This window comes from Streptomyces sp. NPDC041068 (assembly GCF_040647455.1).
Lineage (GTDB): Bacteria > Actinomycetota > Actinomycetes > Streptomycetales > Streptomycetaceae > Streptomyces.
Genome location: NZ_JBEZCG010000005.1, coordinates 267,072 through 289,997, shown reverse-complemented (window position 1 = coordinate 289,997; position 22,926 = coordinate 267,072). Strand labels below are relative to the sequence as shown.

At 71.1% G+C, this 22,926-nt stretch carries 24 protein-coding genes; 12 read left to right on the top strand and 12 right to left on the bottom strand.

Translation table 11 applies throughout. The annotated features are described in order from the left end of the window. The coding region (locus tag AB0B50_RS13730; protein ID WP_362329861.1) for an AsnC family transcriptional regulator at positions 1 to 624 on the bottom strand (624 nt) is incomplete at its 3' end. Positions 625 to 793: 169 nt separating this feature from the next. Between AB0B50_RS13730 and AB0B50_RS13725 the strand changes: the two genes are divergently transcribed. The 4 genes from AB0B50_RS13725 (at position 794) to AB0B50_RS13710 (ending at position 5,226) form a co-directional block, all read left to right on the top strand. Beyond that, entirely contained in the window at positions 794 to 2,326 is a 1,533-nt protein-coding gene (locus AB0B50_RS13725) for an MFS transporter (protein WP_362329859.1), read from the top strand. Next, positions 2,323 to 3,297, top strand: a complete 975-nt coding sequence (locus tag AB0B50_RS13720) for a 2-oxoglutarate and iron-dependent oxygenase domain-containing protein (RefSeq protein WP_362329857.1) — start codon at positions 2,323 to 2,325, stop codon at positions 3,295 to 3,297. The genes AB0B50_RS13725 and AB0B50_RS13720 overlap by 4 nt, the downstream gene beginning before the upstream one ends. Positions 3,298 to 3,730: 433 nt before the next feature. Next, on the top strand, positions 3,731 to 4,474 hold the full coding sequence (locus tag AB0B50_RS13715; protein ID WP_362329855.1) for an ANTAR domain-containing protein: 744 nt from the start codon (positions 3,731 to 3,733) through the stop codon (positions 4,472 to 4,474). 5 nt (positions 4,475 to 4,479) lie between these two features. Next, positions 4,480 to 5,226: a GAF and ANTAR domain-containing protein gene (locus AB0B50_RS13710; protein ID WP_362329852.1), complete on the top strand. Its 747-nt coding sequence runs from the start codon at positions 4,480 to 4,482 to the stop codon at positions 5,224 to 5,226. Between the two features lie 39 nt (positions 5,227 to 5,265). Here the strand turns inward: AB0B50_RS13710 and AB0B50_RS13705 are convergent, their stop codons facing one another. Further along, on the bottom strand, positions 5,266 to 6,585 hold the full coding sequence (locus AB0B50_RS13705) for a glutamate decarboxylase (protein ID WP_362330417.1): 1,320 nt from the start codon (positions 6,583 to 6,585) through the stop codon (positions 5,266 to 5,268). A gap of 178 nt (positions 6,586 to 6,763) precedes the next feature. Here AB0B50_RS13705 and AB0B50_RS13700 point away from each other — a divergent pair, with 178 nt between their 5' ends. The 4 genes from AB0B50_RS13700 to AB0B50_RS13685 all read left to right on the top strand — a co-directional run bounded on the left by AB0B50_RS13700 (position 6,764) and on the right by AB0B50_RS13685 (position 10,149). After that, positions 6,764 to 7,468 (top strand): response regulator transcription factor, encoded by a 705-nt coding sequence (locus AB0B50_RS13700; RefSeq protein WP_362329849.1) that lies wholly within the window; start codon positions 6,764 to 6,766, stop codon positions 7,466 to 7,468. A gap of 50 nt (positions 7,469 to 7,518) precedes the next feature. Continuing rightward, positions 7,519 to 8,985, top strand: coding sequence for an ATP-binding protein (locus AB0B50_RS13695; RefSeq protein ID WP_362329846.1), 1,467 nt, complete (start codon positions 7,519 to 7,521; stop codon positions 8,983 to 8,985). Further along, entirely contained in the window at positions 8,982 to 9,506 is a 525-nt protein-coding gene (locus tag AB0B50_RS13690; protein ID WP_362329843.1) for a hypothetical protein, read from the top strand. The genes AB0B50_RS13695 and AB0B50_RS13690 overlap by 4 nt, the downstream gene beginning before the upstream one ends. 109 nt (positions 9,507 to 9,615) lie before the next feature. After that, positions 9,616 to 10,149, top strand: a complete 534-nt coding sequence (locus tag AB0B50_RS13685) for a hypothetical protein (RefSeq protein ID WP_362329840.1) — start codon at positions 9,616 to 9,618, stop codon at positions 10,147 to 10,149. 50 nt (positions 10,150 to 10,199) lie between these two features. Here the strand turns inward: AB0B50_RS13685 and AB0B50_RS13680 are convergent, their stop codons facing one another. Both AB0B50_RS13680 and AB0B50_RS13675 read right to left on the bottom strand, forming a co-directional pair. Beyond that, a complete protein-coding gene (locus tag AB0B50_RS13680) occupies positions 10,200 to 10,361 on the bottom strand; it encodes a hypothetical protein (protein WP_362329837.1) in 162 nt (53 codons plus the stop codon). 132 nt (positions 10,362 to 10,493) lie between these two features. Further along, on the bottom strand, positions 10,494 to 11,318 hold the full coding sequence (locus AB0B50_RS13675) for a class I SAM-dependent methyltransferase (protein ID WP_362329834.1): 825 nt from the start codon (positions 11,316 to 11,318) through the stop codon (positions 10,494 to 10,496). Positions 11,319 to 11,389: 71 nt separating this feature from the next. Between AB0B50_RS13675 and AB0B50_RS13670 the strand changes: the two genes are divergently transcribed. Together AB0B50_RS13670 and AB0B50_RS13665 are read left to right on the top strand one after the other, a co-directional pair. After that, positions 11,390 to 13,234 (top strand): prolyl oligopeptidase family serine peptidase, encoded by a 1,845-nt coding sequence (locus tag AB0B50_RS13670; protein ID WP_362329831.1) that lies wholly within the window; start codon positions 11,390 to 11,392, stop codon positions 13,232 to 13,234. Between the two features lie 104 nt (positions 13,235 to 13,338). After that, positions 13,339 to 14,148, top strand: coding sequence for an SURF1 family protein (locus AB0B50_RS13665; protein ID WP_362329828.1), 810 nt, complete (start codon positions 13,339 to 13,341; stop codon positions 14,146 to 14,148). 97 nt (positions 14,149 to 14,245) lie between these two features. Here the strand turns inward: AB0B50_RS13665 and AB0B50_RS13660 are convergent, their stop codons facing one another. From AB0B50_RS13660 to AB0B50_RS13635, 6 genes are all read right to left on the bottom strand, one after another. Next, on the bottom strand, positions 14,246 to 15,325 hold the full coding sequence (locus AB0B50_RS13660) for a hypothetical protein (protein WP_362329825.1): 1,080 nt from the start codon (positions 15,323 to 15,325) through the stop codon (positions 14,246 to 14,248). Beyond that, complete coding sequence (locus AB0B50_RS13655; RefSeq protein WP_362329822.1) at positions 15,322 to 15,984, bottom strand: SigE family RNA polymerase sigma factor; 663 nt, start codon at positions 15,982 to 15,984, stop codon at positions 15,322 to 15,324. Before AB0B50_RS13655 ends, AB0B50_RS13660 begins: the two co-directional genes overlap by 4 nt. 394 nt (positions 15,985 to 16,378) lie before the next feature. Then, positions 16,379 to 17,437, bottom strand: a complete 1,059-nt coding sequence (locus AB0B50_RS13650) for an aspartate-semialdehyde dehydrogenase (RefSeq protein ID WP_362329819.1) — start codon at positions 17,435 to 17,437, stop codon at positions 16,379 to 16,381. Further along, positions 17,434 to 18,708 carry an aspartate kinase gene (locus tag AB0B50_RS13645; RefSeq protein WP_362329816.1) on the bottom strand — a complete coding sequence of 425 codons (1,275 nt, stop codon included), beginning with the start codon at positions 18,706 to 18,708 and terminating at the stop codon, positions 17,434 to 17,436. The genes AB0B50_RS13650 and AB0B50_RS13645 overlap by 4 nt, the downstream gene beginning before the upstream one ends. 226 nt (positions 18,709 to 18,934) lie before the next feature. Further along, positions 18,935 to 19,540: a Uma2 family endonuclease gene (locus tag AB0B50_RS13640; RefSeq protein WP_362329813.1), complete on the bottom strand. Its 606-nt coding sequence runs from the start codon at positions 19,538 to 19,540 to the stop codon at positions 18,935 to 18,937. A gap of 50 nt (positions 19,541 to 19,590) precedes the next feature. Then, positions 19,591 to 20,550 (bottom strand): hypothetical protein, encoded by a 960-nt coding sequence (locus tag AB0B50_RS13635; RefSeq protein WP_362329810.1) that lies wholly within the window; start codon positions 20,548 to 20,550, stop codon positions 19,591 to 19,593. Positions 20,551 to 20,923: 373 nt separating this feature from the next. On the opposite strand from AB0B50_RS13635, the gene cspC reads away from it, so the two are divergent. Both cspC and AB0B50_RS13625 read left to right on the top strand, forming a co-directional pair. Beyond that, positions 20,924 to 21,133, top strand: coding sequence for a cold shock-like protein CspC (gene cspC, locus AB0B50_RS13630; protein WP_362329807.1), 210 nt, complete (start codon positions 20,924 to 20,926; stop codon positions 21,131 to 21,133). Between the two features lie 159 nt (positions 21,134 to 21,292). Further along, positions 21,293 to 21,781, top strand: a complete 489-nt coding sequence (locus tag AB0B50_RS13625; protein WP_362329804.1) for a hypothetical protein — start codon at positions 21,293 to 21,295, stop codon at positions 21,779 to 21,781. Positions 21,782 to 21,811: 30 nt separating this feature from the next. Here AB0B50_RS13625 and AB0B50_RS13620 read toward each other — a convergent pair whose 3' ends face one another. Then, the gene (locus AB0B50_RS13620) at positions 21,812 to 22,057 is read right to left on the bottom strand and encodes a DUF397 domain-containing protein (protein ID WP_362329801.1); all 246 of its coding nucleotides are present in this window, start codon (positions 22,055 to 22,057) and stop codon (positions 21,812 to 21,814) included. Next, entirely contained in the window at positions 22,054 to 22,848 is a 795-nt protein-coding gene (locus tag AB0B50_RS13615) for a helix-turn-helix transcriptional regulator (RefSeq protein WP_362329798.1), read from the bottom strand. Before AB0B50_RS13615 ends, AB0B50_RS13620 begins: the two co-directional genes overlap by 4 nt. Positions 22,849 to 22,926: the final 78 nt, after the last annotated feature.

Sequence of the window (22,926 nt, the reverse complement as noted above, 5' to 3'; positions counted from 1 at the left end):
GTCGGAGGCGAGCGGGCCGTCGGAGGCGAGCGGGCCGTCGGAGGCGAGCGGGCCGTCGGAGGCGAGCGGGCCGTCGGAGGCGAGCGGGCCGTCGGAGGCGAGCGGGCCGTCGGTGGCCGTGCCGGAATCCACCGCGGGCGGCGCGCCATCGCTCCGGAAGCGGGTGGCGTGCCAGGTGCTGGTGGCGCCGATGAAGGTGCGGAGCATGCAGTGGGCGCTCACGGAGAGCACCTGCGGGGTGCGGGGCAGCTTCTCCAGGAGCAGGGAGTTGCGCTGGTCGGCGGTGCGGACGTTGAGGGCGCAGTACAGCTCGGTGCCGCCCGAGGCGAGCGTGACCCAGTAGGTGTCCGGGCGGCGGGCCAGCGCGTCGGCGATGGTCCCTGCGGCATCGGGCGTGCAGTGCAGCCGCAGCAGCCACCGGGTCATGCCGAGCCGGGCGGCCACGGGCTGCCCGACCACACGCAGGCCGAGACCGCGCAGCCGCCGATAGCGGCGGGCGACGGTGCGCTCGGAGACGTCCAGCTCGCGGGCGACGCGGCTGAAGGGGGTGCGGCCGTCGAGCTGGAGGGCCTGCAGGAGGCGTTGGTCCAGGGCGTCGAGTGTTGCCGAGGTGCTCGAATCCACCGTCAATTGCCTCCTCTTCGCCTGATTCCGCCAAGGGCAACCGTATGGCTTGGGTGCGGAGTGGAGGGGTCCTGATGGTGGTGCGGTCCTTCCCCACCCGGTGGAGGAGGCCCTCCCGCCTCTCCCCCCTCTCTCCCCTCTCCCGCCCCTCCCGACGAAAGCTGAACCCATGCGTATCTGGGGGCCGTTGGCCGCCGTCTGCCTCGGCACGTTCATCCTGCTCATCGACGTCACCGTCGTCCTGGTCGCGCTGCCCGCCATGGGGGACTCCCTGGAGTCGTCGCTCTCCCAGCTCCAGTGGGTCGCCGACGGCTACGCGCTCGCCGTGGCCGCCGCGCTCCTCGGCGCGGGCATGCTCGCCGATCTGCACGGCAGGCGGCGCGTGTACGTGGCCGGTCTGGTCGTGTTCGCCGCCGCGTCGCTGGCCTGCGCGCTGGCGCCGGACATGGGCCTGCTGATCGCCGCCCGCATCGTCCAAGGCCTTGGCGCCGCCGCCATGTTCACCACCACCCTGTCCCTGATCAGCACGCTGTACTCGGGGCGCAGGCTGGGCCTGGCCTTCGGGGCCTGGGCCGCGGTCGCCTCCAGCGCCGCCGCCCTGGGGCCCGTCCTCGGCGGTCTGCTCACCCAGGCGCTCGACTGGCGCTGGATCTTCTACGTCAACCTCCCCGTCACCGCCCTCGCCCTGGCCCTGACCTTCCGGTACATCCCGCGCTCCACGCCGACGCGGGACCCCTCGCGGCGCCTGGACGTCCCCGGGCTGCTGCTCTTCGCCCTCGGCGCGGGCGGCATCGTCTACGCGCTGACCGAGACGCACGCCGAGGGCTGGACGTCGCCGCACACCCTGGCACCGCTGGGCATCGCGGCGGCCGCGCTCGTCCTGTTCGTGCGCACGCAGCGGCTCAGCAGCCACCCGCTGCTCGACCTGGCCCTGTTCCGCAGGCCCGCGTTCACCGCGGCGATGCTCACCATCGCGGTCGGCGAGGGCGCGGTGTACGGAATCCTCCCCTACACCTCCCTGTGGCTGCAGTCCGTGCAAGGCCTCTCCCCGATCGGCACCGGCCTCGTCGTGCTGCCCCACGCGGCAGCCGCCGCCCTGGTCGCCCTGGTCAGCGGGCGGCTGATGCCGAAGCCGTCCCCGCGGCTCGGCACCTGCCTCGGCCTCCTCCTCGCCGGGCTCGGCGTGGGCGCCCAGGGCTTCCTCGGCCCCGGGTCCGGCTGGCCCGCGCTGGTGGGCGGCATGGCCCTGAGCGGAGTCGGCATGGGGCTGATCTTCCAGGTCGCCGCCTCGCTCGCGCTGGGCTCGGTCCCGGGTGAGCGCGCGGGCATGGCGAGCGGCGCGTACAGCACCTTCGAGCAGCTCGGCTACGCCTTCGGCGTCGCGGTCTTCGGCACGCTGGCCGTCTCCGCCATGACCGGGGCCCTCGGCGGCGAGGTCACCGACCCCGGCGGCACCGCGCGGACCCTGTCCGGCGGCGGCGCCGACGCCCTGCTCTCCGCCACCGACGGCAGCCACCGCGCCTCCCTCGAACACACCCTGCGCACGGCCTTCGCCACCGGCCACAACACCCTCGCCCTGACCGCGGGCGCCACCGCCCTGGCCTGCGCCGCTCTCGTCCTGTGGCTGACCCGGACCCGCCGCGCCTGCCACGACACCACCCCGTCCCTCGCCGAAGCCGCCCCGAAAGGAACCGCCGCATGACCCCCCGCACCCCCTCCGCCCGCATCCCCGTCATCGACCTCTCCCCCTGGTCGGCACCGGACGAGGCCGCCCGGCAACGCCTCGCCGACCACGTCGACCGGGCCCTCCGGAGCACCGGGTTCCTCCTGGTGACCGGCCACGGCATCGCCCCCGACCTGCCCGGCCGCGTGCGCGCCGCCGCGCAGGACTTCTTCCGCCTGCCCCCGGCCGTCAAGGAGCGCTATGCCGGGCAGACCGGCCGCCGCGGCTGGATCGGCAGGGAACAAGTGGTCGTCGGCCGGTCCGAGGGCACCCCCACCCCGCCCGACCTCCTGGAGGTCTGGTCGGCCTGCGCCGCCGACTCCGCCGAGCGCCCCGGCCGCACGGAGCTCCTCCCCCACCGCTGGCCCGCCGAAGTCCCTTCCCTGCACCCGCTGGTGACCGAGTACACCGACCGGATGCGCGACCTGGCCGACACCGTCCTGGAGGTCATGGCGACGGCCTTGCGTGAACCCGCCGACTTCTTCACCCGCCACACCACCCGCCCGCAGTGGGACTTCACCCTCAACCGGTACCCGGCGGCCCACGAGACGGGACCGGCGGCCCCCGGCCAGTTCCGCATCGGCCCGCACACCGACTTCGGCCTCCTCACGCTCCTCGACCGGCAGACGGGCAAGGGCGGCCTCCAGGTCCACGACGAGGAGAGCGGCTGGCGGGACGCACCCTGGGAACCCGGCGCGATCACCCTCAACATCGGGGATCTGATGGCCCGTTGGAGTGGCGACCGCTGGCGCTCCGGACGCCACCGCGTCCTGCCCCCGCCCGCCGACGCCCCGCGCGAGGAGCTCACCTCGCTGGTGTACTTCCACTCCTGCGCGCCCGACACCTCGGTGGAGTCACTGCCGGCACCGATCGGCCGCCGCGCCTACACACCCGTACGCGCGGGCGTCTACCTCCAGAGCAAGATGCGGTCCATCTACGCCACCGGATAGGACGGGCGATCAAGACGGCAAGGGCTGGGCATCCACCCCCCGCCCTCCGCCGCCCCCTCCGCCGCGCCCCGCCGCCTCCGCAGCCCGCGGCGAGCAGGGCCAGCGCGACCACCGGCACACAAGAGGTACGCGATATGCGTGCCGTACGCGTCGTGCGGGGTCTGCGAAGGCGCATGGGCTCTCCCGAGGTTCCGTGTCTCAGCGGGAGGCGTCGGTCCTGCGTCCCCGGGAGGTATTCGGGCGACAGCCCAGCCGAGTTCCCGCTCGTCGGACGGTCCGGCGCCGAGTACGCTGCCTGGCAGGCGCCCCTGACCCCGGCTCCCTCCGTGTTCGGCTCGTTTCCTCCCGAGGAAGCGGGTCGGCGCCACATGGTGCTCGCCGTACCGGGGTGCCCGCACGTCCGGCTTCACGGCCACGGTGGGACAGGAGAGCGGTGATCAGTGACGGCATGGCCGGCGTCCTTCGGTCGCTGCGCCTCGGCGAGGCCGAGCGCCTCGCCGAAGATGCCGCGCGAGCCCTCGACGCGGCGGGGTTCGCGGTGTCCCTGCTCGTCGGCAACGGCCGCATCGCGGAGCCGATCTGGTGTCATCCGGAAGTGAGCGCCCGTGTCGAAGAGCTCCAGTTCACCCTGGGTGAAGGGCCGGGCCCCGATGCCGTCCGCACCGGTGTGCCCGTCCTGGAGCCGGACCTGGCGAAGGTACGGGCCGAGCGCTGGCCCGCCTTCCTGCCCGCGGCCCGCGACCTCGGCGTGGCGGGCGTCTGCTGCTTCCCGCTGGGGATCGGCGCGATCCGCCTCGGCGTGCTGACCGTTCTCTGCTCAGGGCTGCGCGAGCTGTCCCGGCAGCAGTACGACGACGCCGCGGCGCTGACCGCCTCGCTCACCAGCGCCTTCCTCAAAGGCGACCGGGATCCTTCGCCGAACGGCGACTCGGGCACCGCCCTCACCAAGCTCATCGGCCAGCCGAAGGAGCTGGGGCGGGCCGTGGTGCACCAGGCGACCGGCATGGTCAGCGTGCAGCTCGGCGTGACGCTGGCGGAGGCACTCGTGCGGCTGCGCGCCTATGCCTACGCAAGTGAGAAGACACTCAGCTCCGTGGCGGAGGACGTGGTCGCCAGGAGACTCCGGTTCAGCGACGATATGAACGGGCCGTACCCCGCAGACGGTGGAAAGGGATGATCGACATGGCCCGCGAACAGCGTCTGGCCCAGGTCTTCGTCGAAGTGGCGGACACACTGCTCGACGACTTCGACGTGCTGGACCTCCTGCAGCGGTTGACGGCCCGGAGCGTCGAGCTGCTCGGTGTCTCGGCCGCCGGCATCATGCTCGCCGACGTCAACGACGAGCTGCAGATCATGGCAGCCTCCGACGAGCGCGCCCGCCTTCTGGAACTGCTCGCGCTCCAGCACGACCAGGGCCCCTGCGTCGAGTGCTACCGCACCGGCCGGGCCAGGACCAACATCGACCTGACCACTCCCGAGGCGCTGGAGAGCTGGCCCCGGTTCACCGCGCGGGCCCGCGAGACCGGGTACGTCACCACGCACGCGATCCCGCTGCGGCTGCACAAGCGGGTCGTCGGCGCGCTCAACCTCTTCCAGAACACCGAGCACTCCCTGGGCGAGGAGGAGCTCGCGCTCGCGCAGGCCCTCGCCGACATCGCCACCATCGCGATCCTCCAGCAGCGCGTCCTGGAGCAGTCCCACCTGGAGAACACCCAGCTCCAGGCCGCGCTGGACAGCCGCGTGGTGGTCGAGCAGGTCAAGGGCATCCTGGCCGAGCGCTGGGGCACCACGCCCGACGAGGCGTTCGACGCCTTCCGGAGCCATGCCCGCGCCCATCAGCTGCGCCTGTCGGAGCTGGGCAGAAACATCATCGACGGCAGCTTCGACACCTCGGTGATGACGGCACCGAAGCCACACACTCACCGCTGACGCCGCTCAGCGGCCACCGCATGGCCTCGCCATGGCCGCTCAGTGGTGGAACCCCGGCCTCTCCGGAGCCCCCGTCGACCCGCCGGACAGGCGCTCCACGGCCGCCCGCAGATCCCTGGCGAGCAGCATGATCTTGTCGTGGCCGATGCCGTGCCGGACCAGGACCCGCTGGATCACGGTCTCGTGGCGCTCGGGCGGCAGCGGGTAGGCGGGGACCTGCCAGCCGCGGGTGCGCAGCTGCTCGGTGAGGTCGTAGAGCGTGAAGCCCTTCGTGGGATCGGTGAGGGTCCAGGAGACGGCGGGCAGTGCGCCGCGGCCGTCGTAGAGGAGCGTGAAGGGGCCCATCCGCTCGATCTCGTCGGCCAGCGCGCGGGCGCTCGCCGCGCAGGCCTCGTACACCTTGCGGTAGCCCTCGCGGCCCAGGCGCAGCAGCGTGTAGTACTGCGCGACGATCTCGCCGCCGGGGCGGGAGAAGTTCAGGGCGAAGGTGGGCATGTCGCCGCCGAGGTAGTCGACGCGGAAGACCAGGTCCTCGGGGAGGTCGTCGGCCGAGCGCCAGACGATCCAGCCGACGCCGAGCGGGGCCATGCCGTACTTGTGGCCCGAAGCGTTGATGGAGACGACCCGCTTCACCCTGAAGTCCCAGACCAGCTCCGGCTGGAGGAAGGGCGCGACGAAGCCCCCGCTGGCGGCGTCCACGTGGATCGGCACGTCCAGACCGGTGTCCGCCTGGATCGCGTCGAGCTCGGCGGCGATCTCGGCGACGGGTTCGTAGTCACAGGTGAAGGTGACGCCGAGGATGGTGACGACGCCGATGGTGTTCTCGTCGACGTACTCGCGCAGCTGGTGGGGGCGCAGACCGGTGGCGCCGGGCTCCAGCGGGACCTGGCGCAGCTCCACGTCGAAGTAGCGGGCGAACTTCTCCCAGCAGATCTGGACCGGGCCGCAGACGAGGTTGGGCCGGTCCGCCGGCTTGCCCGCCGCCCTGCGGGCCGCGCGCCAGCGCCACTTGAGCGCGAGGCCGCCGAGCATGCCGGCCTCGCTGGATCCTGTGGTGGAGCAGCCCATGGTGGTCTCCTGCTCCGGGGAGTTCCACAGGTCGGCGAGCATGTGCACGCAGCGGGACTCGATCTCCGCGGTCTGCGGGTACTCGTCCTTGTCGATCATGTTCTTGTCCAGGCACAGGTCCATGAGGTGGTGCACCTCGGGCTCAGCCCAGGTCGTGCAGAACGTGGCGAGGTTCTGGGACGAGTTGCCGTCGAGGGCCAGCTCGTCCTTGATCACCGCGGCCACCGCGCGCGGGTCGGAGCTGTGCTCCGGGATCTTGAGTGCGGGCAGCTGCCGGGTACTTATCGGCATGCTGTAGATGTCTTCGTACGCCTGACGGGTCTCGGTTGACACCTCGTGCAGCCCCACAGCAACGATCCTTTCGACTCAAAGCGGAAGCAATCGGACCACCACCTTCTCAGAGACGCCAGGACCTGTCTCCGTCCGTGCCGTCATCGATCCATCACAAACCGGACGTAGCCTCGCGTACGTGACTCGCGTACTGCTCATCGAGGACGACCCCGCCGTGCAGCAGGGCGTCACCCTGGCCCTGCGCCGCCGCGGCCACGAGGTCGAGGCCGCCGCCAGCGGGGAGTCCGGGCTCTTCGCCCTGGAGCGGTTCCGGCCCGACCTCGTGCTGCTCGACCTGATGCTGCCCGGCATGAGCGGCCTGGAGGTGTGCCGCCGCATCCGCGAGACCCGGCAGCTCCCGATCATCATCCTCTCCGCGCGCGGGGACGACATCGACATGGTCGTCGGCCTGGAGGCGGGCGCCGACGACTACGTGGTCAAGCCCGCCGGCGGCGAGGTCCTCGAAGCGCGCATGAAGGCGGTGCTGCGGCGCGTCGTGCCGCGCGAGGGTCCTGACGAGGGCGCGGGCGCCGTGGGCGGCGGACCCGAGGCGCACGGCGCGCTCACCGTCGACCGGGTGGCGCTGCGGGTCACCAAGGACGGCCGCGAAGTCGTCCTCGCGCCCAGCGAGTTGAAGCTGCTGCTGTTCCTGTGCGCGACCCCCTGCCACGTCTTCAGCCGTCAGCAGCTCCTCGAACAGGTCTGGGAGCACAGCTTCTACGGCGACGCCCGCCTGGTCGACGCGTGCGTGATGCGGCTGCGCGGCAAGCTGGAGGACGATCCGCGCCATCCCGTGTACGTCCAGACGGTACGCGGCTTCGGCTACCGCTTCGGACCGCTGTGAGGCGGGGCGGCGGGGCGTCGGAAGCCCGCCCCGGCGGGGCTCGGCGGCTCGTGCCGTGGCCGCGGGGCGGGCTGCGCACCCGGCTGCTCGTGGCGTTCCTGGTGGTCTCCGCCATCAGCGCCCTGATCACCGCCGCGCTCACCTTCCGCGAGGCCCGCTCCGCCATCCTGGACCGCACCCAGGACTCCGCCGTGCACGACCTGCGCGCCCAGCTCGACTCGCTCGCGCCCGACGTGCCGTTGCCGCCCACCACGCGGAACCTGCGCGACCTCGCCCTGCAGCTCGACCGCGCGGGCGGCTCACGCGCCTGGCGGGCCTCGGTCGCGTACGAGGACGGGCCGCTGGTCACCGCCAAGGGCGCCACCGCCGGGACCGCCGAGATCCCCGTGGCACTGCGCCGGGCCGTCGGCGACGAGAACGCCGCCGTCCACCAGCGCCTGGAGCGGGACGGCGAACCGTGGCTCGCGATCGGGGTGCCGCTCGACTTCGACGGCGGGGAGCGGAAGCCGGCGCGCGCCTCGGGGCTCGTCGCGTACGTCTCCTTCTCCCTCGAGGACGAGAAGGCCGACATCGCCGCCCTGGTCACCGCCGCGGAGGCGGGCGCCGTGCCCGCGCTCGCCCTCGCCGTCGTGCCCGCGCTCTTCGCCGCCCGCCGCGTCCTGCGCCCGGTCCGCAAGCTGCACACCGCCGCCGAACAGCTCTCCTCCGGCGCCCTCGACACCCGGCTCGACGTCCGCGGGCACGACGAACTCGCCGATCTGAGCCGGACGTTCAACACCATGGCGGGCGCCCTGGAGAAGGACGACGCCGAGCTGCGCCGCATGGAGGCCAACGCCCGCCGCTTCGCCGCCGACGTCTCGCACGAACTGCGCACCCCACTGGCCGCGATGACCGCCGTGACAGAGGTACTCGACGAGGACGCGGGATCGGGCGCACTGCCGAGGGAGACCGCCGAAGCGGTGCGCCTGATCAGCGGCGAGACCCGCAAACTCGCCCGCATGGTCGAGGACTTGATGGAGATCTCCCGCTTCGACGCGGGCGCGGCCGCGCTCCATGTCGACGGCGTCGACGTCGCCGAGGCCGTCCGAAAAACACTCCAGCTGCGCGGCTGGCAGGGACGCGTGGAGGCCGAACTCACCGAAGGGCTGCGGGCGTCGCTCGACCCGCGCCGCTTCGACGTGATCGTCGCCAATCTCGTCGGCAACGCGCTGCGGCACGGGGGTGATCCGGTGCTCGTACGCGCCTACCCGGATGACGCCTCCGGCGGTGCGGCGCTCGTCGTCGAGGTGAGCGACCGCGGGCCCGGCATCCCCGCCGACGTCCTGCCCCACGTCTTCGACCGCTTCTACAAGGCCGACACGGCCCGCCCCCGCTCCCCCGGCAGCGGTCTCGGCCTGGCGATCGCCATGGAGAACGTGCGCCTGCACCACGGAACACTCACCGCCGCCAACTCCCCCGACAAGGGCGCGGTGTTCACGCTCTCCGTGCCGTTGGACCAGCCCACGGAGGACGCGTGAGACGGCCGCTGCTCCCCCTCGCCTTCCTGCTGCTCGCCCTCACCGGCTGCGGGATCTCCGCCACGGGACCCGAGCGGGCGGGGGCGGCGGCGACCGGAGCGGTGCCGCCGGGCACGCGCGCGTACGACGCGCGCCTCGACTTCCTCGGCCCCTGGGGCATGCAGTTCGTGTCCCGCAGGTCCGAATCGCCCGTCGGCCCGCAGCAGGCCGTCGACCTGCTGCTCGCGGGCCCCACCACGGCGGAGCGGGAGCGCGGCCTCGCCACACTGGTCCCCGAGACGCTGCGCGGGCGGGTGACGGCCCTGCCCGCGCGCGGGGCGGTGGACCTGCACATCCCGGTCACCGTCCCGCAGTTGGAGCACACGGCTGTCAGCCAGCTGGCCTGCACGGCGGCCAACGCCGCGGAGATCCCCGGCGGCAAGGCGCCCGCCGACGTCGTCGTACGCGTCCATGAGCCGGGCAGCGACGACACCTGGAACCTGCGCTGCGACGCGAGCGGCAACGCCTACCCGGCGGGCTGATCCGACCTCGGCTCGACGCACCGTTCCCCTGGCAGGTCGCTGCTGTCACCATGCGGAGGCACAGGGTGTCGGGGAGTCGCCCTCAGTGGGGGCGGGGCGGGAGACGTACATGACAGAGGTGTTCCTGCGGCGGCTGAGCCGCTGGCAGGCCGAGCAGCAGCGCGAGGCCGTCGCCGACCTCTACGTAGAGGCCTATCGCGGCCCGGCGGGCGCCGAGTTCCAGGACCGGCAGGGCTTTCTGCGGGCCTTCGAACACGACGTCCAGCAGACCGACTTCGACATGGTCGTCGCCGACGCGTCCGGCATGGTGGGCTGTCTCTACGGCTACCGCGCCGCGCGCACCGGCGAGTGGTGGGAGGGGTTCCACGGCATACTGCCCGCCGAGATCGAGGAACAGACCGCTTCGGGGCGGGTGTTCCTGCTGAGCGAGCTCATGGTGGTGCCCGACGAGCGCGGGAAGGATGTCGCCATACGCCTGCGGACGCTGCTGCTCACCCGGCACACCTCCGATGTCGTCGTCGCCGTCATCAAGCGGGACGACGACCAGAAGCGCGAGGTGCTGCGGGCCTGGGACTGGACGAAGCTGGGCGAGTTCGAGCCGGGCCGGGAGGGCTGGCTGCGCCCGCCTTCACCGCTGCCGTGAGCTTCCGGGCGACGGCTGCGGTGGGCTTCCGGGGCACGGCCGCGGTGGGCTCAGCGGTTGCCCTGCCTGCGGGCCTGCGCCTTCTGCTGCATGCCTCTGGTCTTCGCTGAGACGGACTCCACAGGGCGCTTGGCCTGCTTGGCGCGGGCCTCGGCCGCGGCGTTCCTGGCCTGCTGGGACTGCTCTCGCGGGTTGTGGGACTGCTTGGCCATGGTCGGCTCTCCTCCTCGCGTGGGAGCGAGCTCGTGTGAAAGCGATCTCGCGTGGGAGCGAACCCCACCACTCTCCTCCGCCCCTCCGGGATCGGCATCCGGAGGGGCTTCGGGCCGGGCCGCGGCCCGGCGTCAGGCCTTGCTCGCCCTGAGGGAGTACATGAGCGGGATGCGCGGCCGGTCCGCGGGGAACTGGTAGGTGCCGTCGCGGAGTTCGAGCGCGCCGAACCGCTGGAAGAGAGTCTGGTCGCGCTCGCGCAGGAAGTCGACGCGCAGGCCCGCGGCGGCGAGCGCGGAGACGACGTCGCCGATGGGGTGCTGCCACTCGACGCTGCGGTTGTGGACGGTGGGCGTGGTGGTGTCCGCGTATCCGCCGGGGGTCTCGTCGATCCAGGCGTCGCGCGTGAAGTAGTCGTGCTCGACGCGGGAGCCCGTGGCGTCGTCCAGGACGTCGGTGAGCGGATGGAACTCGTTGAGGTAGAGGAAGCCGCCGGGCGCGACGAGCGAGGCGGCGGTCTCGGCCCACCGCTGGATGTCGGGCAGCCAGCCGAGCGCGCCCACTCCGGTGTAGACGATGTCGTACGAGGAGTCGGGCACGGCCTGTGCCGCGTCGTACACGTCGGCGGCGACGAAGGTGGCCTGCTCCGGGGTGAGGCCGAGCTCGGCGGCGAGTTCGCGGGCCGCCTCGACGGCGGGCTCGGAGAAGTCGAGCCCGACCACGCGGGACGCTCCGTGCCGCGCCCAGGACAGGGTGTCGAGGCCGATGTGGCACTGCAGGTGCAGCAGGGACCTGCCCCGGACGTCGCCCACTTCCGTGAGCTCGTGGTCGCGCAGGGGGTCCTTGCCCGCGCGGAAGGCGCCGAGGTCGTAGTAGTCGCTGGCGAGGTGGAGGGGGACGCGCTCGTCCCAGCGTTTTCGGTTGGTCTCGCGCCAGTCGGCGGGCGTCGGGGAGTACATGGTCGAAAAGTTATCCACAGGCTGGGGAACCTCGCCAGCGGATTGTCCGGGGGGCGAGGCAGTATGGGGGCATGAGCGAGACGGGTGCCGAGAAGCACGCCACGGGGTCAGGGTCGGAGTCCATGCCGGACTGGGAGAAGCGGTTCAGAGCGCCGCGGGTGTCGCTGCCGGACTGGGCGGAGGACGCCCCGCAGCGCTCCTTGTTCGTGTCGAACGCGACGGGGACGTACGAGTTGTACGCATGGGACAGGACCACCGGCGCCCAACGCCAGGTGACCGACCGTCCGAACGGCACGACGGACGGCGTGCTCTCCCCCGACGGCCAGTGGATCTGGTGGTTCAGCGACACGGACGGCGACGAGTTCGGCACCTGGCTGCGCCAGCCCTTCGACGGCGGCGCGGACGAGCCCGCGGTGCCGGGCCTGGAGGGCTCGTACCCCGCGGGCCTGGCCCTCGGCAGGGACGGCGGCACAGCGGTCGTCGGCCGCTCCACGGACGAGGAAGGATCGACCATCCACGTGGTGCGTCCGGGCGGCGCGGGCCCCGTCGAGGTGTACCGCCACCGGGAGTCGGCAGGCGTCGGCGACCTCAGCCACGACGGCACGCTGATCGCCGTGGAGCACACCGAGCACGGCGACGCGATGCACTCCGCGATCCGCGTGATCAGGACGGACGGCTCGGCGGTCGCCGAGCTCGACGACACCAAGGGCGGCGCGGTCGACCTGGGCCTTGAGGTCCTCGGCTTCGCGCCGGTCGAGGGGGACACGCGCCTGCTCGTCGGCCACCAGCGGCGCGGCCGCTGGGAGCCGATGGTGTGGGACGTGGCCTCCGGCGAGGAGAACGACCTCGTGCTCGGTCTGCCGGGCGACGTGAGCGCCGAGTGGTACCCGGACGGCTCCGCGCTCCTGGTCGCGCACGGCTTCGAGGCCCGCGGCGAACTCTTCCGCTACGACCTCGCCTCGGGCGAGCTGGTCCGCATCGACACGCCTGCGGGCTCGGTCTCGGGTGCGACGGCCCGGCCGGACGGCACCGTGGAGTACATGTGGTCGTCGGCGGCCGAGCCGCCGGTGGTCCGTTCGACGGCCGGCGGCGTGGTCCTGGACCCGCCCGGCATGAAGGCACCGAAGTCCGTCCCTGTGGAGGACGTGTGGGTGGAGGGTCCCGGCGGCCGCATCCACGCCCTCGTCCAGCGGCCGGAGGGCACTGCGGGCTCATCGGGGCCGCTCCCCACCGTCTTCGAGGTGCACGGCGGGCCGACCTGGCACGACAGCGACTCCTTCGCGGCGGGCCCCGCGGCCTGGATCGACCACGGCTTCGCGGTCGTCCGGGTCAACTACCGCGGCTCCACGGGGTACGGCCGCGAGTGGACCGACGCCCTCAAGCACCGCGTCGGCCTCATCGAGCTGGAGGACATCGCGGCGGTGCGGGAGTGGGCGGTGACGTCGGGCCTCGCCGACCCCGACCGCCTGGTCCTCGCGGGCGGCTCCTGGGGCGGCTATCTCACCCTGCTCGGCCTCGGCACCGAGCCCGACGCCTGGGCGCTCGGCCTGGCCGCGGTGCCCGTCGCGGACTACGTGACGGCGTACCACGACGAGATGGAGGCCCTGAAGTCCATGGACCGCACCCTCTTCGGGGGCACCCCGGAGGAAGTCCCCGAGCGCTTCCACGCCTCGTCCCCGCTGACGTACGTGGACGAGGTCAAGGCCCCGGTCTACATCTCGGCGGGCGTGAACGACCCGCGCTGCCCGATCCGCCAGATCGACAACTACGTGGACCGCCTGGCCGCCCGCGGCGCCACCCACGAGGTGTACCGCTACGACGCGGGCCACGGCTCCCTGGTGGTGGACGAACGCATCAAGCAGGTCGCCCTGGAGCTGGACTTCACGACGCGGCACCTGCCGCCTGCGGCGAGCTGAGCAGATTCCTCGCGGGGCGCGGGCGGGGGCGGGGGCGGGGGGAAAGGTGACTGGGGTCCACCCCACGCCCAAGCCCCCCGCAGGGGCCCCGTACCGTGGAGGGCGTGTACCGGTTTCTGCTGACGCCCCGCTGGTGGGGGATCAACGTCTTCGTCGTGCTGGCCATCCCCTTCTGCATCTTCATGGGGTCCTGGCAGCTCGGCCGCTTCGAGGACCGTGTGCAGGACCACGAGTCCGCGAAGGAGCAGGCCAAGGCGCAGAGCGAGCCGGGCCGCGCGTCGGACGCCCGCCCTCTCGACTCGCTGCTGCCCGTCGACAAGAAGACCTCGGGCGAGCAGGCCTCGGCCACGGGCCGGTACGGCACGCAGTTCCTCGTCCCGGACCGGCAGTTGGACAACAAGCGCGGCTTCTACGTGATGACCCTGCTCCGCACCGACGACGGCAAGTCACTGCCCGTGGTCCGCGGCTGGCTCCCCGGCGACGCGAGCGCCGCCAAGGCCCCGGCCGCACCCACGGGCGAGGTCACGGTGACGGGCGCCCTGCAGGCCCCGGAGAGCCCCGGCTCGAACGGGGTCAGCGCCGTCGGCGGCCTGCCCCAGGGCCAGCTGGGGGCGATCAGCTCGGCCTCGCTCGTCAATCTCGTACGCGACGATCTGTACGACGCGTGGATCACCCTCGACAAGGCCGACTCCGGCATGAAGGCGGTCCCCGCGACCACGCCGAACGACACCGGCCTGGATCTGAAGGCCTTCCAGAACCTCGGCTACACCGGCGAGTGGTTCGTCTTCGCGGCCTTCGTGCTCTTCATGTGGTTCCGCCTGTTCCGCCGTGAGCGGGAGCTCGCCCGCGATGCGGAGCTCGGCCTGCTGCCGGACGCCGCGGAGGCGCCCGAGGCCCCGGCCGCCAAGGCCTGAACTCTCCCCGACAAAGACTCTGCCCGCCCCGTACGACTTCACGGAGCGGGCAGCAAGGTCATCGCCTCGGCATGAGGTCATCGCCTCGGCGTCAGACTCACGACGCGGGCAGGATCCCCGTCCGGTACACCGTCCCGGCGCACGCGTTGGTGATCGTCGCCCCCGCGGACGGCGCACCCGCCTCCGCGGTCAGGGACACCACGACGCTGCCCTCGGCCACGCCGCCGTCCTCGCGCTCCAGCTGGGGCTCCATGCCCTCGGGCGAACCGCCCTCCGTGGTCCCGGTCCCGCCCTCCGAGGGCGTCGGGTTGGGCGTGGGCTCGCCGCCCTCCGAGGGGCACGTGTCCGTCGGCACCCAGGCGAACCGCACTTCGTAGGCAGCACCGGGCTGCAGGACCAGCGGGCTGGCCTCCTGCGAGGGGTCGGGAAGGCCGGTCGCCGCGTCCCCCGCCGTGTGGTCGACGACGACGACCTTCGCGGGGTCGGCCGCGCCCTGCGGGGCCACGCTGACGGCGCCCGCGGCCTCGACGGTGCAGCTGGTGTCGGAGACGTTCGAGACGCGGAAGGAGCCGTACACCTTGTTGTCGGCTTCGGCCGCGCCCGCACTGCCGGTGGCGCTGAGCTGAGCCGCTTCGCAGACGGGCGACGAGACGGCCTCGGAGCTGGCGGGGTCGGGCGATCCCGTGCCGCCGCCGCCCGTGCCGCCCTTCTCCTTGTCCTTCTTGTCCTTGTCCTTCTTGCCCTTCTTGTCCTTCTCCTTGGACTTGTCGGGCTTCTTGCCGGGGTCCTTCTCGCCGCTCTCGGGATCCTTGCCCTGGCTCGAACCGCCCTGCGCGTCCTGGCTGTTGCCCGCGATCGAGGGCCGGTCGTTCGAGTCGCCACGGGAGTTGGTGACGTGCACGAGCGCGGGGACCGCGGTGCCGATGAAGAGCGCCGCGGCGGCGAGACCGACGACGGCCTGCCGCTTGCGGGCCCTGCGCGCGGGGACCGCCTGGCGCAGATGCTCCAGGGAGCGCTCGCTCGGCTCGATCTCCTGGACGGCCTGCCGCATCATCCGCCGCAGCGCGAGCTCGTCGGATTCACCGTCCGGGCCGAGGTCGCCCTCAGGGCCGTGATTCACGTTTCCGTTCCCGCCATGCCGCTCAAATTCCTGCTCGTCACGCTTGCGCTCACTCATGCCGGCGCCTCCATGGCGACCCTGAGGGCCGCGATGCCGCGCGATCCGTACGCCTTCACCGAACCCAGGGATATGCCCAAGGTCTCGGCGACCTGCGCCTCGGTCATGTCGGCGAAGTAGCGCAGCACGAGAACCTCGCGCTGGCGCCGCTGGAGGCCGCGCATCGCCTTGATCAGCTCGTCGCGCTCCAGCTGGTCGTACGCCCCCTCCTCCGCGCTCGCCATGTCGGGCATCGGCTTGGAGAGCAGCTTGAGCCCGAGGATGCGCCGGCGCAGCGCGGACCGCGAGAGGTTCACGACGGTCTGACGCAGATAGGCCAGCGTCTTCTCGGGGTCCCGCACCCGCTTGCGCGCCGAGTGCACCCGGATGAAGGCCTCCTGCACGACGTCCTCGCAGGAGGCCGTGTCGTCCAGGAGCAGCGCTGCGAGGCCGAGCAGCGACCGGTAGTGGGCGCGGTAGGTCTCGGTGAGATGGTCGACTGTGGTGCCCGCGGTCATCGTGTCGTCAGCGCCCTCGCGCTGCGTCGGGATGCGGGCGGGCCGCGCTGCGGGCATGGGTGCGATCACCGGCATGCCACCGGTCGCGCGGGGACGCCGGACAGGACGCAAGGCCGCTGCGCCTCTCGCCTGTACCGCTGTGAAGTCGAGTACCTCTGCCACGCCTGTTGGACACGCTTCCCCCCATCAGGGTTGTACGCATCCGGCATCGCGTTTGCGGCATGCTGCGCGGGCATCGCTCGTGACGATGCATCAAATGCCCCCATGCGTACCAGCTCTTCCCCTATGCCCCGTTTTTTCAGCGGCGTCCGGGCCACCCCTGAAGGGCGACCGCTAAAGACGCCCCCCGTCCCGCCGTCGGTTGCAGTGATCGGATGCGAATCTTCGAACGCGGAGATCCTCCGGTTCAAGCGCCGCAAGCCACCGAGTTGGACACAGAACTTACACAGATCCCACAAAGATCTTTGCCCGGGGGTGGTCCGTACCAATCGGTGGGCCCAGTCGGCAGGCCGAAGGACCGCCACCGGCCCGACCGGCGGCGGTGTCGTCATCGCTGTCACCCGGCCGTGAACTCCGCGGCCACCAGCTCCGCGATCTGTGCCGTGTTCAGCGCGGCACCCTTGCGCAGGTTGTCACCGCAGACGAAGAGCTCCAGGGCGGTCGGATCGTCGAGCGCGCGCCGCACCCGCCCGACCCAGGTCGGATCCGTCCCCACCACATCGGCGGGCGTGGGGAACTCCCCCGCGGCCGGGTTGTCGAACAGCACGACGCCGGGCGCGGTGGCGAGGATCTCGCGCGCGCGGTCGACGGTGACCTCGTCCTCGAACCGCGCGTGCACGGTGAGGGAGTGCGTGGTGACGACGGGAACGCGTACGCAGGTCGCCGCGACCCGCAGTCCGGGCAGCCCGAGGATCTTCCGCGACTCGTCCCGGACCTTCATCTCCTCGGACGACCATCCGTCGTCCTTGAGGGACCCGGCCCAGGGCACCACGTTCAGCGCCACGGGCTCAGGGAAGGGCCCGGTGTCGTCGCCGACGGCGCGGCGCACGTCGCCGGGGCTGGTGCCGAGATCGGACCCGGCCACGAGCTCCAGCTGCCGCCGCAACGTGTCGACACCGTCGCGCCCGGCCCCGCTCACGGCCTGGTACGACGAGACGATCAGCTCACGCAGTCCGAACTCGGCGTGCAGCGCGCCGATCGCCACGATCATCGACAGGGTCGTGCAGTTGGGGTTGGCGACGATGCCGCGCGGCCGCACGCGCGCGGCGTGCGGATTGACCTCCGGCACGACGAGCGGGACGTCCGGGTCCATCCGGAAGGCGGCGGAGTTGTCGACCACGACGACGCCCTTGGACGCCGCGACGGGCGCCCACTGCGCGGCCACGTCGTCAGGCACATCGAACATGGCGACGTCGACGCCGTCGAAGACGTCCTCGCTCAAGGCGAGGACCTCGCTCTCCTCCCCGCGCACGGCCAGCTTCTTGCCGGCCGAGCGCGGAGAGGCGACGAGTCGGATCTCGCCCCAGATGTCGGCGTGCTGCGACAGGATCTGGAGCATGACCGTGCCGACCGCTCCGGTCGCTCCGACGACCGCGAGCGTCGGCTTACGGTTCATCGGCCGGTGCCTCCATAGACCACGGCCTCGTCCGTGTCGGAGTCCAGGCCGAAGGCGGTGTGCACCGCACGCACGGCCTCGTTCACGTCGTCGGCGCGCGTGACGACGGAGATGCGGATCTCGGAGGTCGAGATGAGCTCGATGTTCACGCCGGCGTCGCTGAGCGCCTCGAAGAAGGTCGCGGTGACACCGGGGTTGGTCTTCATCCCGGCCCCGACGAGCGAGATCTTCGCAATTTGATCGTCGTAGCGAAGGGAGTCGAAGCCGACGGACTGCCGGGTCTTCTCCAGGGCGTCGATGGCCTTGCGGCCCTCGGCCTTGGGCAGCGTGAACGAGATGTCCGTCAGACCGGTCGAAGCGGCCGACACGTTCTGGACGACCATGTCGATGTTGACCTCGGCGTCCGCGATGGCGCGGAAGATCGAGGCGGCCTCGCCCGGCTTGTCGGGCACGCCGACGACCGTGATCTTGGCCTCGGACGTGTCGTGCGCGACACCGGAGATGATGGCCTGCTCCACCGTGCGGTCCCCTTGCTTCGGCTCATTGCTGACCCACGTACCCTGCAGCCCGCTGAAGGACGAACGTACGTGAATCGGGATGTTGTAACGACGCGCGTACTCCACACAGCGGTGGAGCAGCACCTTGGAACCGGAGCTGGCGAGCTCCAGCATGTCCTCGAACGAGATCCAGTCGATCTTCCGGGCCTTCTTGACGACCCGCGGGTCGGCGGTGAAGACGCCGTCGACGTCCGTATAGATCTCGCAGACTTCCGCATCGAGGGCGGCGGCGAGGGCGACAGCCGTGGTGTCGGACCCACCACGCCCGAGCGTGGTGATGTTCTTGCCCTCCTGGCTCACGCCCTGGAACCCGGCGACGATGGCGATGTTGCCCTCGTCGATCGAGGCCCGGATGCGGCCGGGGGTCACGTCGATGATCCGTGCTTTGTTGTGGACGGAGTCGGTGATGACGCCGGCCTGGCTGCCCGTGAACGACTGGGCTTCGTGCCCCAGGTTTTTGATCGCCATGGCCAGCAGGGCCATGGAGATGCGCTCACCAGCGGTCAGCAGCATGTCGAATTCACGCCCGGCAGGGATCGGGGAAACCTGCCCGGCAAGATCGATCAACTCATCCGTCGTGTCACCCATGGCGGACACCACGACAACGACCTGATGGCCGTTCTTCTTGGCGTCGACAATCCTCTTGGCGACCCGCTTGATGCCCTCGGCATCGGCTACGGAGGAGCCTCCGTACTTCTGCACGACAAGGCTCACGTGCGCTCCTCGCTCAATCCGTTGTGCGGTCGGCTCAGTCTAACGAGCGGCCGAAATTCGCCTCGCCAATATCACATCGTGAGATGTCCCGCTCACGAGTTGATCACCGCGGGCATACGTCGCGCTTCTCGGGACGTACGTTCCGGCCGCTCCGAACCGTCACATGCCCGCTTCGGAGCGGGGCACTCCGGAAAGTGGGGTGGGTCACAGGCCTCCGGCCGGGGCTTCAGTCCGCGAACTCCTTCAGCGCCTCGGTTTCGAGGGTGATGTCCACGGGGGCGGGGAGCTGGACCACGGCCCCGAACCGGTAGTTCTCCAACTTGCGGTAACGGCCTTGCTCCGGGTCCGTGAAGACGGTGACCGAGCCGTCGTCACGGTCGACGAGGAGGTGGACGGGGATGCCCGCTGCCGCGTAGCCGTCGGGCTTCTGCACTCGGCCTCGCCGGTTGGTGTCGGAGTCGAAGGAGGTGACCTCCACCGCCATCAGCACGGCGGACGTGTCCGACCATTCGCCGTGGCCCTTGAAGCTGCCGGTGGGGGCGAGCACGCCGTCCGCGCGGGCGCGGCCCTTGCGGTAGGTCTCGGTCTTCAACCCTCGCCCGGGGTACAGCCTGAGATCAGGGCGCAGCTGCATGCACCGTTCCAGCAGCCACATGTAAATCTCGCTGTGATTGCCGTCCGGCACGGGCTTGACCACGACCTTTCCATGGATGAACTCCAGCCGCACCGTCTCCGGCGCATGGCGCTCAAGCTCCTCGAACTCCTCGAACTCCTCGAACTCCTCGAACTCCTCGACGGACATCAAGGGCCGGTCAGCGGTCCCGCGGGTCATGGCGTCGCCTCCTTGACTCCATGGCGCCCGGACCGACACGTCCTGCACGCTCATACGGCGCCACGCCCCGTCGGCAGTCCGGCGGCGCGCCGCAGCTCCGCGACCCGCTCGGTCACGTCCACCACGGGGGACGCCTCGCGCGGGCGGGGCAGGAACGTGTCGGGGATGTATCCGATCGGGACGTCCAGGCGGGCCTCCTCCGCTTCGTACGCGTCGCACTCCGCGTGGCAGTCGGCGCAGATCCCGTTGATCAGCTCCGTCGTGGTCTCGGGCTCCTCGCAGAGCCCGCAGACGACGACCGCGCGGGTGACGCGGGCACGGGCACGGGTCTTGGCAGGGGGTTTCGGCGGCATCTTGTTCTCCAGTCGATTCCGGGCGAGGCCGCCCGGGTTGGTGACGGTGGGCGGCAGCCCTTGGGTGAGGGCGCGCGTGAGGTCCATCGGGGTCGCGCCACGGGCCAGCCATTCCGCTGCACTGGGCTCAAGCTGCTTGCACTCGGCCTCGGACAGGGCCATGCGGGGGTCGGCGGTGCGGAGTTGGGCGAGGGTGCGGTGGGCTGCGCTGGGCTCGGGCTCTGCGGGTGCCGTCCGCTCCGGCTCCGGCTCGGATTCGGGTTCGGATGCCCTGGCCAGGCCCGGCAGGTAGGCATCGGTCACGTCCCGCCCGTGCCGGGCGCGTACGAACTCCGCCCACCACTCGGGGGACTTGGGCTCCCGTGACCAGTACGTCCTGGTCACCCACCGCATCGAGTTGTCCTCGACAGTGATGTGTTCCTTGATCCAGCGCAGGTGCCCGGCCTCGGTCAGGCGGCGGAGGGACGTACGGACTGCCTGCTGGCCGTAGAGGGGGTGTGCGGCGGCGATGACCTTGTGGCCCATCGCGGCGCCGTCGGGGAGGTGGTCCACGAACGTCGCGATTGCGGCGTCGCGGGGGCTCAGGTGTGCGAAGTCAGCTTCGCTGTACGGTTCTTCGTCATCCGCGAGGCGTTTTCCGTAACCCGTTTTGGCCATGGGGTGGGACGGGGACAGCAGGGCGGGATTAAGGTTGGCGGAAGCCACCATCGAAGGCTCGATTCGATGCGAAGGGCGAGGCCTCGGTCCCGGTGTTGGCGCACCGGCCGAGGCCGTTCTTATGCCGCGAACGTAGAGCGGCTTTACGTTCCGACGCAAGCTGACTACGGAACGTCACTCTTGAGGGTGACGGAACCTCAACTGCCGCTCTGAGCAGGTTGGTTGGGTTCATTTCTTCGACCAACCCACCCCTGGAAGAGCTCGGGTCCCGAGGCCCGGCGCCCGGGGCTTGAGCTCCGGGCCGACCTGCGAAAACCGGCCGAGTTGCCTAGATCATCTGGGCGTCGCGGTACGCGCGGGGCACGATGAGGCCATGGCCAAACTCAAGGGCACAGTGAAGTGGTTCAACGAGTCGAAGGGGTTCGGCTTCATCACCCCGGAAGACGGCAGCAAGGACGTCTTCGTGCACTTCTCCGGGATCGCCAGCACCGGGTTCAAGACGCTGGCGGAGGGCCAGACCGTCGAGTTCGAGATCCAGGACGGCCAGAAGGGGCCGAGCGCGGTCAACGTCGTCGCCGTCTAGCCGTCTAGCCGTCTAGCCGGCTGAGCGGCCTCGGCGAGGGTCCGCCTCACCCGGGCGGCGGCATCGAGCGGGCGGACGGGAAAGGTATGGGCGAGGGTGAAGCTGCCTCGGGGAACCAGTCATCCGCTCCAGCCAACACCCACGTAAGGACCCTTCCCCATGTCCCGAGCCGCCCGCTCCACCGCCACCGCCCTCGTCGCCGCCGTCCTCGCCACCGGGGCAGCCGCCCCCGCCCTGGCGGCGACCGACAGCCACCACGCCCGGAACGCGGTGGCCGCGGACGATGACACCCGCCAGGCGGTGAAGACGTTCCTCGCCCGCTACGCCCCCGAGCTGTCCGCGGACCAGACCGCGAAGCTCGTAGCGGCCATCGACGCCGCGGCCGACCCGATGCTCAAGCGCCCTGACCTCCAAGCGCTGATCGCCAAGACCCGGCTTGCCGCCGAACAGTGGCAGAAGGCCCAGCTCAGCTCCGCCGATGTGAACAAAGTCATCGCCGCGTTCATCGAGGAGTCCGCGAAGACCAAGCCGCTGGACGAGCAGACCCGCCAGGCCGTCCAGTGGCTCGGGGCGAAGTCGATCGTGGACATGATCCATCTCAACGCCCTCTCCGAGTTCGCCCTGGCGATGCTCAAGCCCACGCGGTGACGGGCCGAGGGGCTTAACGCCACCAAACAGTCACCACTCCGCGGTGAGGAAGGCGGACCAGACGGAGGCCGTGACCGTCAGGCGCGGGCCGGTCTCCGTGGGGAGTTTCGAGTCGCGGATGTGGAGGGTGGTGGGGGTACAGGGGGCTATCTCTACACAATTGCTACCTTCAGCGTCGCTGTACGTGGACTTGCGCCAGTCCAGGGCGAGTTCCAGGCAAGCGCCGCCTTCGGAGTCGCTGTAGCTGGACTTGAACCAGGTCAGGTGCTCGCTCACAGTTCCTCCGCCATCCGCTTGACGAAGAGGGCCGACTCCTCGGTGCCGAGGGCCTCCATACGGATCACGCTAAGTCGCTCGGTGTGCGAACTCACCACCTCTGGCTCGGAAGTGAGCACGCTCGTCGACGGTCCCTCCGTAAATGCCAGCCGCTCACGGTCCCGGGCCTCCAGCAGCACCATCGGACCCAGCAGGGCGGCTGAAATAGCTCGGCCGAATGGCAGGACCTGCACCGAGATGTTGCTCCGGCGCCCCACATCAAGCAGCCGGAGCAACTGCCCCTTGTCCACTTGGGGAACCCGCAGCACAGCCTCGTACACGACGAAGCTGATCGCTACCGGCGACGTACGAGTGAGGATTTCCTGACGCTCCAGCCTCGCAGCGACTCGCTGCTCCACCGTCTCCTCGTCGAGCGGCGGGCAGTGATTCCCGATCAGCGCCCTCGCATAGGGCTCCGTCTGCAACAAGCCCGGGACCAGCGCAACTTCGTACCACCACAGGCTGACTGCTTCACGCTCGTACACCATGAAGTCCTGAGCCCGCGCCGGAAACTTCTCCGCCTTCACGTACTCCTTGGCCGCGCTCAACAATCCCTCTGCCCGGCACAACTCATCCGCCGCGTCCAACACCCGAGCCGTAGGCATGCGAACACCCTGCTCCATGGCCTTGATGGTGTCCGGCGCGTAGTTGGCGGCGGCGCCCAGTTGCTCACGCGTGACGTTCGCCTTGGTGCGCCACCGCTTCATCTGGGTCCCGCTGTACCGCCAAGTCGGGTTGTACTGAACGGACACAGCGCCCACCTCCGACCGATACACCCCGGCGTGCATCCCCTCAGTCACTACCGGGCGTAACCCCGCACTCCCACCCTG